The following is a 15551-nucleotide window of genomic DNA, read 5'->3' on the forward strand; positions in this document are numbered from 1 at the left end:
CGGTATTTTGGCCGAAATTTCGCCCCTCGGCGAAAAGAAGGATCAGGGACGCGTGATCAGAATATCTCTCGACCTCATGGGTGGCGACTTTGGTCCCCAGGTTGTCATCCCCGGCGCCGCCAAGGCGCTGGATCGGCATCCGGATATTTCCTTCGTTTTCTACGGTCTCAAGGAACAGTGCGATCCGGTTCTCGCCAAGTTTCCGAAACTCAAAGAAAAATCGCTCTTTCACGATTGCGAACTTGCCGTTGCTATGGATGAGAAGCCGAGCCAGGCGCTGCGCCGCGGCCGCTATATCTCCACCATGTGGCGTTCGATCGAGGCGGTGAAGACGGGGGAGGCCGATGTCGCGGTCTCAGCCGGCAATACCGGGGCGCTGATGGCGATGGCGAAGTTCTGTCTGCGCACCATGGCCAATATCGAGCGCCCGGCGATCGCTGCGATCTGGCCGACGCTGAAGGGTGAGAGCATCGTCCTGGACGTCGGTGCGACGATCGGCGCCGATGCGCAGCAGCTGATGGATTTCGCCCTGATGGGTGGCGCCATGGCGCGCGCGCTGTTCGAAGTCGAACGCCCGACGATCGGCCTTCTGAACGTCGGTGTCGAGGAGATGAAGGGCCAGGAGGAGGTCAAGGAAGCCGGCCGGCTGTTGCGCGAGGCCAATATCGATTCGCTCGAATATTCCGGCTTTGTCGAGGGCAACGACCTTGGCAAGGGCACGGTCGACGTGGTCGTCACCGAAGGATTCTCCGGCAACATCGCACTCAAGACCGCCGAGGGCACCGCCAAGCAGATCGGCGAATATCTGCGTGCCGCCATGTCGCGCACGCTGCTCGCCCGCATCGGCTACCTCTTTGCCAAAAGCGCCTTCGACATGCTTCGTGAGAAGCTCGATCCGAGCAAGGTCAATGGCGGCGTGTTTCTCGGCCTGAACGGTATCGTCATCAAGAGCCATGGCGGAGCGAATGCCGAAGGCATCGCAGCCGCCATCGAAGTCGGCTACGACATGGCCAAGAACGGCCTCAATCAGAAAATAGAAAACGATCTTAAGAAATATCATGCCAAACGGCTGCCCCCAATGGGCCCGGAAGCGGCATGAGCGATAGGGTTCAGTCAAATATGATCCGTTCAGTGGTTCGCGGGTTCGGAGCCGCACTTCCGAAGCGCGTGATGACCAATGGTGACATGGAGGCGATCGTCGACACATCCGACGAATGGATCGTCCAGCGCACCGGCATCCGCCAGCGTTATATCGCCGGTGATGACGAAACGACGGCGTCGCTCGGCGAGGCCGCCGCGCGTGCAGCCCTTGCCAATGGCGGTCTGACGCCCGCCGACATCGATCTCATCATCTGCGCCACCTCGACGCCGGACAACACCTTTCCGGCAACGTCGGTCAACATCCAGAACCGTCTCGGCATGAGCCACGGCTTCGCCTTCGACGTCCAGGCCGTCTGCACCGGTTTCGTCTATGCGGTCACCACAGCAGATGCCTATATCCGCGGCGGGCTTGCCAAGCGTGTTCTCGTCATCGGCGCCGAAACTTTTTCGCGCATTCTCGACTGGAACGACCGCACCACCTGCGTGCTTTTCGGCGATGGCGCCGGCGCGATCATACTCGAAGCGACCGAAGGCGAGGGCACCGTTGCCGACCGCGGCGTGCTGACCGCGCATCTGCGTTCCGACGGCTCGCATAAGGAAAAGCTGTATGTCGATGGCGGACCGTCGACGACCGGCACTGTCGGCAAGCTGCGCATGGAAGGCCGTGAGGTCTTCAAATATGCCGTCGGCATGATCACCGATGTCATTCAGGCGGCTTTCGATTCGACCGGCACCACTGCCGATGATCTCGACTGGCTGGTGCCGCACCAGGCCAATCGACGCATCATCGATGGTTCGGCGAAGAAGCTGAACATCGACGCGGCGAAAGTCGTCGTAACCGTCGACCTGCACGGCAACACGTCGGCCGCCTCGATCCCGCTCGCACTGGCGACCGCTGCCGGCGACGGCCGCATCAAGAAGGGCGACCTGGTGATGCTCGAAGCGATGGGCGGCGGCTTTACCTGGGGCGCCGTTCTGCTGCGCTGGTAGGCAGGAATCCTAAAAAACTGGCGGCGAACAAGAGCTTGACCGTAAGGCGCAAGACAAATACTCTTCGTGCGATTTCACAAAATAGTTTGTAGTGGGCGGGGAAACCATGACCGGAAAAACAGTGACGCGAGCAGACCTGGCGGAATCCGTTTTCCGAAAGGTCGGGCTTTCCCGGACCGAATCTGCCGAACTCGTCGAAACCGTCATCGACGAGATCTGCAATGCGATCGTGCGCGGTGAAACCGTCAAGCTTTCCTCCTTTGCCACTTTCCAGGTGCGCGACAAGAACGAGCGGATCGGCCGCAACCCGAAGACCGGCGAGGAGGTTCCGATTTCCCCGCGCCGTGTCATGACCTTCAAGGCGTCGAACGTGTTGAAGACGCGCATCCTCAAGGCGCATGTCGCTCGCAAGATCAAGCTGAAGCCGCAGAATCCGGCTCCCTGATCATCGGCTTCCCGTTTCTAAGCAGCGTTTTTTGCTTTCGCACTGTCCAACGTTGTGCGCAACGTCGAGACATGACTTGAATTGTCGACGCCAAACCGTTGAAATATGATGAGTCGCCGTTGGATCGAGCCGCGAGGTCGCGTAGCAGTATGACGTTGGACAAGAGCCCCGATGCCTTTCGCACCATCAGCGAAGTCGCAGACGATCTTGATCTGCCGCAGCATGTGCTGCGCTTCTGGGAAACGCGTTTTCCCCAGATAAAGCCGATGAAGCGCGGCGGCGGCCGTCGTTATTACCGGCCGGAGGACGTGGATCTCCTCAAGGGCATCCGGCATCTGCTCTATGATCACGGCTATACGATCAAGGGTGTGCAGAAGCTTCTGAAGACCAACGGCAACAAGTTCGTCATATCGGTCGGCCACGGCGATCTCGCCAGCGTCGAGGCGCTTGCCTCGGGCGTGCAGGATGCCGGTGCCGGCGAACCGCGCGTCGGCATGGCCGACGAAGATCAGATCGTCGGCCGCGCCAAGCCGCCGATCACCCGCCGATTCTTCAATTTCGTCGCTGGAGACGACGAGCAGGAAGTTTCGATCGGCAAGTCGAGCGTCGGCAAGGAAGACAGGGCGCTACTGCAGGAGGCGCTCTACGATCTCCTGGAATGCAAGCGCCTGCTCGACCAGGTGCGCTGAACCGCTTCAGGCTTCGGTCAGTCGCTTCATCGCCTGTTCGAGTTCGCTAAGCTGGAAGGGTTTTTGCAGCACGGGCAATGTGCTGGGGCTGCTGCCATCAGGCGCGGTGCCGTATCCCGTCGCGTAGAGATAGGGTTTGCCGCGTTCGTCGAGCAGCTTTGCGACCGGTAGTGAACTCTGCCCGGCCAGCGAGACGTCGAGTATGGCAGCGTCGAACTCCGTATCCCTGGCGGTTGCCAGCGCTCGCTCCAGATCGGGCGCGCTGGCGCAGACCCGGTAACCCAGATCGGCGAGCATGTCCTCGAGCAGCATGGCAATCAGCGCGTCGTCTTCGACGATGAATATGTCTTTCATGATCCGGTCCACCCATTGCCCCCTTGCTAGAGCGCCGTGCGTCCTTTCGGATGCACAAAGGACGCTCCGACACTTTAAACCTACGCATCGTGCTTTCCAAAAATCGATTCTGATTTTCGGAAAGCACGATGCGTAGGCATGATGGTTTATGTGGACCGCTTGCACGGCTCGTCAAGACGTCGTGCCCGGCAGTGTGAGAAACAGCATATTGCCGGTTGAAATTCGATGTGCAAAAGCTGGGATGCCGGCCGCGCAACGGCCACTTGCTGCATAATTCCTGAAATCCGAATCGATTTCGGGATAAAATTATGCAGAAATCCAAAGTGTTACAGCGTCTTTTGCGCGTCTGAAAAGACATGGCGGTGCTGTAAGAAGGGGTGTCGGATGGATTTGCTGAGTGCCACGGATTGGCTGCGTCACAGGCCGGGTTTTACCTACCCGCTTGCCGTTGCCTTCGTTGGTCTGACGTTTCTTTTGAGGCTTGCCGCCAGCGACTATCTCTCCGGCTTTCCCTTTCTGAGCTTCCTTCCGGCGATATTGCTCGCAAGTTTCATCGGCGGCGCCGGGCCGGGCCTTGTCGCGGCCATGCTTGCCGCTTTCATCGTCCAGCAATTTTTCGTCGAGCCGCACAATATTTTCTGGCCGGTCAGCGCCGGCCAATGGGTCGGTCTTTCCACTTATCTCATCAATGCCGCGATCATCGTCGGCCTGATGGAGATGATCATTATCGCCCATGAGCGGCAGAGCCGCCTTCGCAACGAGCTCAACAGCTTCAACACGCGCCTCGAAGAGACGGTGGTCCAGCGCACGGCCGAGCTCCGGCACGAGATGGAAGAGAATGCTGCCGCTCAGGCGCAGGTCCGCCAGTTGCAGAAGATGGAGACGATCGGACAGCTGACCGGCGGCGTCGCTCACGATTTCAACAACATGCTGGCGATCATCATCGGTAACCTCGATCTCGCCCAGCGGCGCCTGACCGGCAACGAGGATCCCCGGCTGCTGAATTCCATCCAGAACGCCAAAGACGGCGCGCAGAGGGCGGCCGTTCTGACCGCGCGCCTTCTCGCCTTCTCGCGCCAGCAGCCGCTCGCGCCTGAAGTGATCGACCTCAACAAGCTGGTCGGCGGCATGTCCGAGCTGCTACGGCGCACGCTCGGCGAGCAGATCCGGATCGAGACCGTGCTCGCCGGTGGCCTCTGGCCAAGCTTTGCCGATCTGAGCCAGCTCGAGAACGCTATTCTGAACCTGGCCGTCAACGCCCGTGATGCCATGCCGGGCGGCGGAAATCTGACGATCGAGACCGCCAATACCGAACTCGACGAGCGCTATTCGCGCATGCATTCGGAGGTGGAGGCCGGCCAGTATGTGATGATCAGCATCACCGATACCGGCACCGGCATGTCGCCGGAGGTGATCGAGCGCGCCTTCGACCCGTTCTACACGACCAAGGGACCCGGCAAGGGCACCGGTCTCGGCCTTAGCCAGGTTTACGGCTACATCAAGCAGAGCGGCGGCCACATCAAGATCTATTCGGAAATCGACAGGGGCACGACGGTGAAGATCTATCTTCCCCGTCATGTCGGCGCGACGGACGCCCGCTTGAGCGCCGCCGGCGCTCAGCCGCTTCCTCAGGGCAGCGTCAACGATACGATCCTGGTGGTGGAGGATGATGAGAACGTCCGCACCATGACCGCAGAAAGCCTGCATGAACTCGGTTACACCGTATTGCAGGCGGCAAGCGGTATGGAGGCGCTTTTGCTTCTGGAGGAGAATGCGGCAGTCGACCTGATCTTCACCGATATCGTCATGCCGCAGATGAGCGGACGCCAGCTTGCCGATGTCGTCCAGGAAAAATGGCCGGCGATCCGGATCCTCTACACGACGGGCTACACCCGCAATGCCATCGTCCACAATGGTGTGCTCGATCACGGCGTTTCCCTGCTCGCCAAGCCCTTCAGCCTGGAGCAGCTCGCCCACAAGATTCGTGAACTTCTGAATGTGCCGGTGAGGATGGAAGATGAGCGGACGTGAAGCCGCTAGATCATAATGCCGAAAAGTGTGTGCGGTTTTCGCACGACATCATGTTCTACTCCTTAATTTAGAACAGGATTTAGATTTTAGGCTGGCCGGGCCCAAAAAACATCCTGTTCTAGACGGCCGCACGTCCACAGTTAGATCAGATTATTCCAGGACCTGGATTATGCGGTGCGTCTTCGGCTCGACGATCACGCGCCGCTCGTTGACGACGGTGTAGCCGTAGCCGTCGACGTTGGGCACGGTATGCACTTCGACGGTATCGGGCAGTGTCGCGCCGACTGCGATATCGCCTTCATAGACGACGGACGGCGCGGTTTGCTCCATCACATAGGTGCGCACTTCGCCGGGCAATACCACGGAGCCGGTCGGTGCGGGATCGGTGACGATGACGGTGCTCTGCGCGAAGGCGGCGGAGCTGATGGTCAGCATGGCGGCCGCAGCCAGCATGATCTTGCGCATGGGATATTCTCCTTTTCCTACCCAGACATCAACGCAACGCCGGCCATGCGGCATAGTTCCCCACTGACTTTTGCCGGACGGAGACACGCGCAATGAGAGCGGTTGAGGTGTTGCGAAACTGGTTTGTGCATCATACGGTTGAGCTGTCCGAATAACGTCCAGTGTGATTCCCTCCGGTGATATCAGCGGCTCGTTCTTTTTTACTCTTCATTAACCATGCTGGCGGTTTATGTCGGATGAACGGCCGGGTGGTCGTTGATTCGAAGGTCCGTCGCGTTTCGGTTCGCGAATGGATATCTGAAAAGACGATTGCGGCGGCTCGAAACATGCGTTTGCGGAAGACGATATCGCTGATGGCCGTGGCAGGCGTGATGGCCGGCTGCACGTCGACCGGCGGTGTGCATCAGCCTTCCGGGCCGGAAACCGTGGCGCCTGAAAAGGCGCTGGTCCTGCCGCCGCCGGGCGGCCCGTCGATCGTCAGCGTCGTCGAGCGCAAGCGCGGCAACGGCGTCGAGCAGACGATCTCGCTGTTTACCTCATCCGCCGTGCCCGGTCAGAATTTCCTCAAGGTCCAGTTCCTCGGCGCTTCCGGCGCCAATCCCGGCACCGGCAATGCCGGCTTCAGCATGATCAACGAGAGCGGCATTACCCGCGAGGTGGCCCGCTCGGCCCCCGGTGTGCCGATGGCGACCTCGGCGACCTTCCTGCAAAACGCTTATGGGCCCTTCGGCTATGCCGCCGGCCGCAGCCGCGCAGGCGACACCTGCATCTATGCCTGGCAACAGATCCGGTCGAGTGCCGCCGCCAATACCCAGGCGCGCAATTTCGGCATGATCCAGCTGCGTCTGCGTCTCTGCGATGCGAGTGCTACCGAGCGTCAGCTGCTCGGCATTGTCTACGGCTACACCGTATCAGGCACGTTCGACGGCGAGATCTGGAATCCTTACGGCAATCCGCCGCCCGCCGATGGTGCGCTCGGGCGCAGCGGCGCGCCGATCTATCCCGACGAGGGCGGTTATCGCGCCAGTCCGATGCCGATCGGCTATGAGCCGGCGCCCGCGATTGTCAGCCGGCCGCGGGCAACGCCTCTTCGCAAGACCCCGACCTCGCAACCGGCTCAAGGCGCAGCACCTATGCCCGCGCCCATTGGCCCGCGCGTGCCGCTGCCGGGCGAGGCGCCACAGACGAGCGCAAAGCCGGATGCCGCGCCTGCGCCGAACCAACAATCGGCAAGGGCGATCGGCGTCACCGTGCCTTCGCCGGACTGTATAGGCGACGCGGCCATGACGGCCGCCTGCCGGAAATAGTGAGCATGCCAGGGGCGCCGGAAGGCGCCCTGGTTGAGCAACTTCGAAGGAACGACGATGCGCAAAGCCCGCAGTGTCATCATATGGGCCGTGGTTTCGCTCTGCCTGATCGTGCTGATCACGCTGCCGGTCAACCTGCAGACCCAGCTCATCACCAGCATCACCGTGGTAACCGTCATGGCGGTGATCAAGGTCTTGAAGGGCGAGGGGACGTGGCGCCTCGTGGCGCTTGCCTTCGGCACTTCGATCGTGCTGCGTTATGTCTATTGGCGCACCACCAATACGCTGCCGCCTATGAACCAGCCTGAGAATTTCATTCCCGGCCTGCTGCTCTATCTCGCCGAAATGTATAGCGTCGCGATGCTGGCGCTCAGCCTTTTCATCGTCGCCACACCGCTGCCGCCGCGCCCCTCGCGTGCCGCCAATCCCGGGCGTCTGCCGCATGTCGATGTCTTCGTACCGTCCTATAACGAGGATGCCGGGCTTCTCGGAAACACGCTCGCCGCCGCCAAGGCCATGGATTATCCGGCCGAGAAGCTGCATGTCTGGCTGCTCGACGACGGCGGCAGCTTGCAGAAGCGCAATTCCGGCAAGCTGCTCGAAGCCCAGGCGGCTGCCGCCCGCCATATCGAGCTGAAGCAACTCTGTCAGGATCTCGACGTCAGCTACCTCACGCGCGACCGCAACGAGCACGCCAAGGCCGGCAATCTCAACAACGGCATGAAACATTCGACCGGCGAACTCATCGCCGTCTTCGATGCCGACCACGCGCCGGCTCGCGATTTCCTGCTCGAGACCGTCGGTTATTTCGAAGACGATCCGAAGCTCTTCCTCGTCCAGACCCCGCACTTCTTCATCAATCCCGATCCGCTGGAGCGCAATCTGCGCACCTTCGACAAGATGCCGAGCGAGAACGAGATGTTCTACGGCATCATCCAGCGCGGCCTCGATAAATGGAACGCCGCCTTCTTCTGCGGCTCGGCGGCGGTTCTGAGCCGCAAGGCGCTCGAATCCCAGAACGGCTTTTCCGGCATCAGCATCACCGAGGATTGCGAGACGGCGCTAGCGCTTCATGGCAGCGGCTGGAACAGCATCTATGTCGACAAGCCGCTGATCGCCGGCCTGCAGCCGGCCACCTTCGCAAGCTTCATCGGTCAGCGCAGCCGCTGGGCGCAGGGCATGATGCAGATCCTGCGCTTTCGCTTCCCGCTTCTGAAGCGCGGCCTGACGATCCCGCAGCGCTTCTGCTACATGTCGTCTACGCTTTTCTGGCTCTTCCCGTTCCCGCGGACGATCTTCCTGTTTGCGCCGCTCTTCTACCTGTTCTTCGATCTGGAGATCTTCACCGCCTCCGGCGGCGAGTTCCTTGCCTATACGCTGGCCTACATGCTCGTGAACCTGATGATGCAGAACTACCTCTACGGGTCGTTCCGCTGGCCCTGGATTTCCGAGCTGTACGAATATGTCCAGACCGTACATCTGCTGCCGGCCGTGGTCTCCGTCATGCTCAATCCGAGGAAGCCGACCTTCAAGGTCACCGCCAAGGATGAATCGATCGCCGTCAGCCGTCTGTCGGAGATCAGCCGTCCGTTCTTCGTCATCTTTGCGGTACAGATCGTCGCGCTCATCATCACCATCTACAGGATCTATGCCGAGCCTTATAAGGCCGACGTCACGCTCGTCGTCGGCGGCTGGAACCTCATCAACCTGATCATGGCCGGTTGCGCGCTGGGTGTCGTGTCGGAACGCGGCGAGCGCGCCTTGTCCCGCCGCGTCCGAGTTAACCGGCGCTGCGAATTCGGCGCCAACGGCAAGTGGTACGCGGCTTCGATCGAGGACGTTTCCGTCCACGGTGCGAGGCTTCACATCTTCAACAAGCAACTCGACGAGATGCTGGTCGGCGCACTCGGCGAAATCCGCTTCCGGCCCTATAGCGGCGCCGATCTGGAAACCCTGCCGCTCATCGTCCGCAACATCGAGCCGTCGGGCGACATCAGCAATGTCGGCTGCCAGTACGTGCCGAAAAGCGCGCTCGACCATCGCCTGATCGCCGACCTGATGTTTGCCAATTCCGGTCAGTGGACCGAGTTTCAGGCCTCGCGCCGCCGCAATCCCGGCCTGATCCGCGGCACCATCTGGTTCCTCGGCCTGTCGTTCTACCAGACGAGCCGGGGCCTCATTTACTTCTTCCGCAGCATGCGGCCGGAGCGGGAAGCCCAGCAGCGGGCGGCAAAGGTCAATGCCGGATGAGAAGGATCGTCGCCGCCTCGCTTCTCCTGCTGAATGCCTCCGCCTTTGCCCAGGCGCAGACGGCGCCCTTCGACATGTCCGGCGAGCGGCCACCCGGGGCATCCGTTACCCCGAGATTGACGCCACCCACGCCGCCGACAGCCCCTGCACCCGCTCCCGGCACGCCTCCGGTTTCCGTAACACCCGCACCTGCAACGCCGGCCGCTCCTGCTCCCGCAGCCGTTCCTCTGACGATTGTCGTCCAGCCGCAACTGGCAGCACCCGCGCTCCAGCCAGCCGCGGCGGCAAATACCGCAGCGCCGCCGCGCTCCGGCGATGTCCGTCGCTATGTCGTGCCCTTTTCGAAACTGGATCTCAGTGGCGAATACGATCGCCGGTCATGGTCGGTCTATCTGACGCCGGAACAGGCGGCGGCCAAGGCAAGCTTTACCTTCGCCTACCAGAATGCGATCGTCGTCGCGCCTGAGGCATCGGCGGTGACCGTCTATCTCAACAACCGCCCGATCGGCCAACAGCGCGTCGGCTCGCCGGATGGACCGTCGGCCGTCACCTTCCAGGTTCCGCCCGGTTTGCTGCAGCCCGGCGCCAATCTCGTCACCTTCGAGGCCGCCCAGCGCCACCGCACCGATTGCAGCATCCAGTCCACTTATGAGCTGTGGTCGAACATCGATCCGGCCGGAACCTATCTGAGCTTTGCCGGCAGGGATGCCGCCCAGCTGTCGAGCGCCGACGCGATCCGCGCCATCGGCGTCAACGGCGCCGGCAAGACCGAGTTCGACATCGTCGTCCCGGCACTGGAGCAGCCGGGAACCACCAAGCCGCTGCTGCGACTGGCGCAGGGCCTGTCGGTGCTGAGCAGCATGCCGAACCAGATCTTTGCCTTCAGCACCGCTTCGCTTCCGGCCGCCGGGCCAGGTAAACTCAGCGTGCTCGTCGGTACCGCGGCGGAGCTGCGGCCGCTCTTTCCCAGCCTGCCGCCCGGCGCCGAAAGTGCGGCATTCGCCGCTTTCGCCACCGATCCGCGCAGCGGTTCGCCGGTGCTTCTGATCAGCGGCCCCTCCTGGCAGGCGGTCTCCTCGGCGATCGATACCATCGTCTCGCCGACGGACAGGTCCTCGGATGTCCGCCGCGACGTGCTGACGACCGAGCGCTGGAGCGCGCCGAACGCGCCGCTGGTCTTTTCCGATACGAACATCGCCTTGTCCCAACTCGGCGTGAAGACCACCGAATTCTCCGGCCGGCGGCTGCGGACCAGTTTCAATGTTGCCGTGCCGGCCGATTTTTATGCCAATGCCTACGGCGAGGCGAAGGTGCTGCTCGACGCCGCCTATACCGATAACGTGCTGCCCGGCAGCCACATCGATATCTACGTCAACGACAACATCGCCTCCACCGTGCCGATTACCACCACCACCGGCGGCATTCTCCGTCATCTGCCGATCCGCGTGACGATGCGGCACTTCAAGCCCGGTCTCAATTCGGTGGCGATCGAGGCGATCCTGATGACCAAGGACGATGCGGCTTGCGCGCCGGGCGCCACGGCCGGTGCGACGCCGCGCTTTGCCCTGTTCGACACATCCGAGCTGCAGATTCCGGATTTTGCCCGCGTCGGTCAGCGTCCGAATCTGGCGGCAATGTCCGGCACCGCCTATCCCTATGGTCGGGCCACCGAGCCGACGCCGCTCTTTATCGACCGCGTCGATGCCGATACGCTTTCGGCCGCCGCCACGCTGCTCGGCCAGATGGCGATCACGGCCGGCCATCCGATTGACGTCGACACCGTCGCCTCGCCGAATATGATCGGCGATCGCGACGCCATCTTCATCGGCTCCGTCTCGCAGATGCCGGCCACCGCGTTGTCGCAGGCCAATATTTCGACGGAGAGCCAGGCCTCGTGGCGTCCGGTGGCCGATACGCAGGCGAGCGTCGTCGATACCGGTACGGCCTTTGAGGAATGGAATTCCAAGGTCAGCGGCGGTGTCTTGCACAACCGGATCACGGCTTTCCGCGAATGGGTGTCGCGCAATTTCGATATCTCCCGCAGTTCGCTGCAATTCGTGCCCGGCGCCGAGGAGATTTTCACGCCGTCCAACGTCGACACGCTCCTGGTGGCCCAGGGCTCCAGTCCCGCGGGGGCGGGCGCGTGGACCGTGGTGACGGCGCCGTCGGCGAAGGATTTGCGCGAAGGGCTGGAGGTTCTGACCGCGCAGCTGAACTGGCCGCAGATATCAGGCCACATCACCACCTACTCGAGCAAGACAGGCAAGATCGAGACCGTGCCCGTCACCCGTTTCGATTTCGTGCCGTCCACCCCCTGGTCGATCTCCAATTACCGCTTGATCGCCGCCAACTGGCTGTCGACGAATATCCTCTCCTATGCCTTCCTGCTGGTCGTCTTCGTGCTGCTGATCGGGGTCACCACCTCAAGCATGCTCGGAAGGCTGGGTCGGTCGAAATGAGACGGTTACGCGCGCTCCTGCTTGCGGCATCGGTCGCGCTCGCTCCGGCTGGAGCGCCCGCCGTTGCGCAGCAGGCGATGATCAATGCCGGCGCATGGTCGGCATACAAGGCGAAGTTTCTCGATGCGAGCGGCCGTATCGTAGACAACGGCAACGGCAATATCAGCCACAGCGAAGGGCAGGGCTATGGCATGCTGCTCGCCTATCTCGCCGCTAGCCCCGCCGATTTCGAGCAGATCTGGTATTTTACCCGCACCGAACTGCTGCTGCGCGACGATGGCCTGGCCGTCTGGAAATGGGATCCGAACGTCAAGCCGCACGTCACCGACACCAACAACGCCTCGGATGGCGACATGCTGATCGCCTATGCGCTGGCGCTGGCCGGCACGGCGTGGAAACGCGAGGACTATATCCTTGCCGCCTCCCGCATGGCGCAGGCGCTGCTTGCCGAAACCGTCGTGCGCTCGGCTGGCCGGACGCTCCTGTTGCCGGGAAGCGAGGGTTTTACCGGCAGCGACCGTGACGACGGTCCCGTCGTCAACCCGTCCTACTGGATTTACGAGGCTATTCCGGTGATGGCGGCGCTCGCTCCGTCGGATGCCTGGAAACAACTGTCGGAAGATGGCGTGGCGCTGCTGAAGACGATGCAGTTCGGCCCGCGCAAGCTTCCCGCCGAATGGGTGAGCCTGCGCGGTCAGCCGCAGCCGGCCCAGGGTTTCGATGCGGAATTTGCCTATAACGCCATTCGCATTCCGCTTTATCTCGTTCGCGGCGGCGTCACCGACAAGGCGCTGCTGACCCACCTGCGCGAAGGGATGTCGAAAGACGGTGTTCCCGCCACCTTCGATCTGACCACCGGCCGGCCGAAGGCCGTGTTGCCGGATCCGGGTTATAGAATTGTTAACGATGTTGTGGCCTGTGTAATCGATGGGACCAAGCTGCCGGGCTCGGCCCTGCAATTTGCGCCCGCACTCTATTATCCGTCTACGCTCCAGTTGCTGGGGCTGGCCTATATCGGGGAGAAGCATCCGGAGTGTCTGTGAAGTCTTCCCTCGTGGCGGTTTCAGCGGCAGTCGTGGTGGCGACCCTCGTCACCGGGTTGAAGGATCGTGCCGCTCTGCAGGAACGGTTCGGCCTTGGGCCTGCCGGCAAGCCGGTGCCGGAGCTGATGATGATGGGCCGCATCAAGCCGGCCGATGCTCCCGGCGGCAATTCCGAATTCAACGCGCAGCTCGTCGCCGACAAGATCGAGGCAATCACTTCCTCGCCGCCGCCGGCACCGGATACATCCGCGCCGGATGCCGCAGCACAGCAGCCCGAAGTCCCTCCACCTGTGGCATCACAACCTGCGGCACCGCAGACGGCCGCCCCGCCGGCGCCGGTCACGCCCCCCATCGTTTCCGAGCCGCCCACGCCGCAACAGGCTGCGGCGCCGCCGCCGCCCGCCGTCGATGAAAGTGCGCTTCGTTATTTCGCCAGCCGCGGCGACAAGCTGCGCCTGCAGGCCGAAATCTCCCGCCTTCAGGCGCTCTACCCCAACTGGGTTCCGCCGGCCGATCCGCTCGCCGTGCCGCAGAATGGCGACAAACAGCTCGAGGCCATGTGGCAACTCTATTCCGATGGCCGCTATGCGGAGCTGCGCAAGGCGATCGCCGACCGCCAGGCAGCCGATGCCGGATGGCAGCCGCCGGCCGATCTGCTCGACCGGCTTGATGTCGCCGAGGCCCGCGCCCGCCTCATCAATGCGTCCGACCTCAAGCAATTTGCGACGGTGGTCGATACCGCTGCCGCAACGCCGAGCCTGCTCACCTGCAGCGAGATCGATATTCTCTGGCGCGTGGCCGAAGCCTTCATCCGGACCGAGAGGACGCAGCGCGGCCAGGACGCCTACACCTATATCCTGAAGAACTGCCCCAATCCGGCCGAGCGGCAGGCGACGGTCGAAAAAGCCTCGACGCTGCTTGCCTACCAGCCGATGCAGGCGCTGCTCGCGCTGGAGAGGCCTGCCAGTGAGGGCAGCAGCGAATTCGATGCGATCCGCGACAACCTCGCCCGGCGCTTCATGGCCGAAGGCAATGACGATCCGAATCTCGCCATCGCGCCCGATTATGTCGCCCGTCTCGAAAAGCTCGCCGCGACCCAGGGGCTTGCCTCGGATGCGCTGCTGCTCGGCTGGTATCAGCTTCGCCGCAACAACGATGCCGATGCCGAGAAGTGGTTCCGCGCCGCCCGCGCCAAGCAAGATTCGGCGGCCGCTTCGCAGGGGCTGGCGCTGGCGCTGATTGCCCGCAAGGCGCCGCAGGAAGCCGAAGAGGTGATGTTCCGCTGGCGCGCCGATTCCGAGGATGCAACATCAACCTATCTCGCCGCCACCGCCAATCTGATGGCGCTGCAGCCGCCGGCCGATCTGGCCGAGGATGTGCTGCATCGCGTCGCCGCCGAAGTCATCGCCCGCAAATACGCGCCGACGGCGCAGCAGTTCGGCTGGTATGCCCGTTCACTCAATCAGTTCCAGACCGCCGCACGCTGGTTCGAGACGGCTCTTGCCTGGAAACCTGATGACGAACCGTCCGCCTATGGCCTTGTCATCACCCGCGAGCAGTTGAGCGACCGCAAGGGCGTGCTCGACCTCCAGCGCGCCTGGGCCGGCCGGTCGACCCGGATCACCAAACTCGAAGATACCTCCTCGCTGACGCCGAATGCGGTCGCGACAGAGAAGGGGACGCTCGCTCCGCAGCAGCCGGTTCAGCCGACGCAGCCGCCGCGTCCGACCGCCGCTCAACCGCTCCCAGCCGAGCAGGGACCTGCACAGCAGCCGGAGCCGGAAGTCGCCGTTGGCGCGGCAAGGCCTTCGCTGCAGACGGTGACCGTCCAGCGCGGTCCGCGCCAGACACGCGGCTGCTCGACGACCATCGATGCAGGGCAGCTCAGCCCGGCCGACGCCCTGTCGCGCGGCTGGTGCCTGATGGATATCAACCGGCCGATGGAGGCGATCTCGGCCTTCGAGGCGGCATTGCAGAGCCCGGCCCGCAAGGTCCGTGAAGACGCGGCCTACGGCCAGAGTCTTGCCTATCTGCGCGCCGGCCTTTCCGGCAATGCTGCCGTCGCGGCCACCAAGGCGCCACAGAACCGACAGCGCGCCGCCGAGCTTCAGGTGGCGATCCTCGCCGACCGGGCGCTTTCGGCCTTCGATGCCGGCCGTTATCGCGAAACCCTGATCTATCTCGATCAGCGTGCCCAGCTGCAGCAGGAACGTATCGACCTGATGGTTCTGCGCGGCTACTGCTACCTCAATCTCAAAATGTACGGCGATGCGACCCGTATCTTCGAAGCCGCTGCCGCGACCGGCAGCCGTGATGCCGCCCGCGGCCTTGCCGACGTCCGCAACGTCACCCATCCGGACGTCAACGACTGACGTTGACGCCGCCGCCGCTCTCCGCTACTCGCCTGCGCAGGGGCC

General features: G+C 62.7%; 12 protein-coding genes. 10 read left to right on the forward strand and 2 right to left on the reverse strand.

The features are described 5' to 3' along the window. The first annotated feature begins 52 nt into the window (after positions 1–52). From plsX to NE851_RS17990, 4 genes are all read left to right on the forward strand, one after another. Positions 53–1099 carry a phosphate acyltransferase PlsX gene (gene plsX / locus NE851_RS17975; protein ID WP_047616628.1) on the forward strand — a complete coding sequence of 349 codons (1047 nt, stop codon included), beginning with the start codon at positions 53–55 and terminating at the stop codon, positions 1097–1099. 20 nt (positions 1100–1119) lie between these two features. Further along, positions 1120–2091 (forward strand): beta-ketoacyl-ACP synthase III, encoded by a 972-nt coding sequence (locus NE851_RS17980; RefSeq protein WP_047616630.1) that lies wholly within the window; start codon positions 1120–1122, stop codon positions 2089–2091. A gap of 106 nt (positions 2092–2197) precedes the next feature. Beyond that, positions 2198–2536 carry an integration host factor subunit alpha gene (locus NE851_RS17985; protein WP_047616420.1) on the forward strand — a complete coding sequence of 113 codons (339 nt, stop codon included), beginning with the start codon at positions 2198–2200 and terminating at the stop codon, positions 2534–2536. Between the two features lie 149 nt (positions 2537–2685). Further along, positions 2686–3225, forward strand: a complete 540-nt coding sequence (locus tag NE851_RS17990; RefSeq protein ID WP_047616421.1) for a MerR family transcriptional regulator — start codon at positions 2686–2688, stop codon at positions 3223–3225. A 6-nt stretch (positions 3226–3231) separates the two neighbouring features. Here the strand turns inward: NE851_RS17990 and NE851_RS17995 are convergent, their stop codons facing one another. Further along, positions 3232–3579 carry a response regulator gene (locus tag NE851_RS17995; protein ID WP_018447482.1) on the reverse strand — a complete coding sequence of 116 codons (348 nt, stop codon included), beginning with the start codon at positions 3577–3579 and terminating at the stop codon, positions 3232–3234. A gap of 384 nt (positions 3580–3963) precedes the next feature. Between NE851_RS17995 and NE851_RS18000 the strand changes: the two genes are divergently transcribed. After that, positions 3964–5610, forward strand: coding sequence for an ATP-binding protein (locus tag NE851_RS18000; protein ID WP_047616423.1), 1647 nt, complete (start codon positions 3964–3966; stop codon positions 5608–5610). 150 nt (positions 5611–5760) lie between these two features. Here the strand turns inward: NE851_RS18000 and NE851_RS18005 are convergent, their stop codons facing one another. Then, the gene (locus NE851_RS18005; RefSeq protein WP_063474280.1) at positions 5761–6075 is read right to left on the reverse strand and encodes a DUF1236 domain-containing protein; all 315 of its coding nucleotides are present in this window, start codon (positions 6073–6075) and stop codon (positions 5761–5763) included. Between the two features lie 326 nt (positions 6076–6401). On the opposite strand from NE851_RS18005, the gene bcsN reads away from it, so the two are divergent. Genes bcsN through NE851_RS18030 form a run of 5 tightly spaced genes read left to right on the forward strand, consistent with a single transcriptional unit; the run spans position 6402 to position 15506 of the window. Then, positions 6402–7382 (forward strand): cellulose biosynthesis protein BcsN, encoded by a 981-nt coding sequence (bcsN, locus tag NE851_RS18010; RefSeq protein WP_097543049.1) that lies wholly within the window; start codon positions 6402–6404, stop codon positions 7380–7382. 57 nt (positions 7383–7439) lie between these two features. Further along, complete coding sequence (gene bcsA / locus NE851_RS18015; RefSeq protein WP_097543050.1) at positions 7440–9632, forward strand: UDP-forming cellulose synthase catalytic subunit; 2193 nt, start codon at positions 7440–7442, stop codon at positions 9630–9632. Beyond that, positions 9629–12091: a cellulose biosynthesis cyclic di-GMP-binding regulatory protein BcsB gene (locus NE851_RS18020; protein ID WP_097623034.1), complete on the forward strand. Its 2463-nt coding sequence runs from the start codon at positions 9629–9631 to the stop codon at positions 12089–12091. Before bcsA ends, NE851_RS18020 begins: the two co-directional genes overlap by 4 nt. Beyond that, positions 12088–13134 carry a family 8 glycosyl hydrolase gene (locus NE851_RS18025; protein ID WP_063474282.1) on the forward strand — a complete coding sequence of 349 codons (1047 nt, stop codon included), beginning with the start codon at positions 12088–12090 and terminating at the stop codon, positions 13132–13134. The genes NE851_RS18020 and NE851_RS18025 overlap by 4 nt, the downstream gene beginning before the upstream one ends. Further along, positions 13131–15506 (forward strand): tetratricopeptide repeat protein, encoded by a 2376-nt coding sequence (locus tag NE851_RS18030; RefSeq protein WP_063474283.1) that lies wholly within the window; start codon positions 13131–13133, stop codon positions 15504–15506. Before NE851_RS18025 ends, NE851_RS18030 begins: the two co-directional genes overlap by 4 nt. The last annotated feature ends 45 nt before the right edge of the window (positions 15507–15551 follow it).

Origin of the sequence: Rhizobium anhuiense bv. trifolii (assembly GCF_024346605.1) — a bacterium.
GTDB classification, from domain to species: Bacteria; Pseudomonadota; Alphaproteobacteria; order Rhizobiales; family Rhizobiaceae; genus Rhizobium; species Rhizobium anhuiense.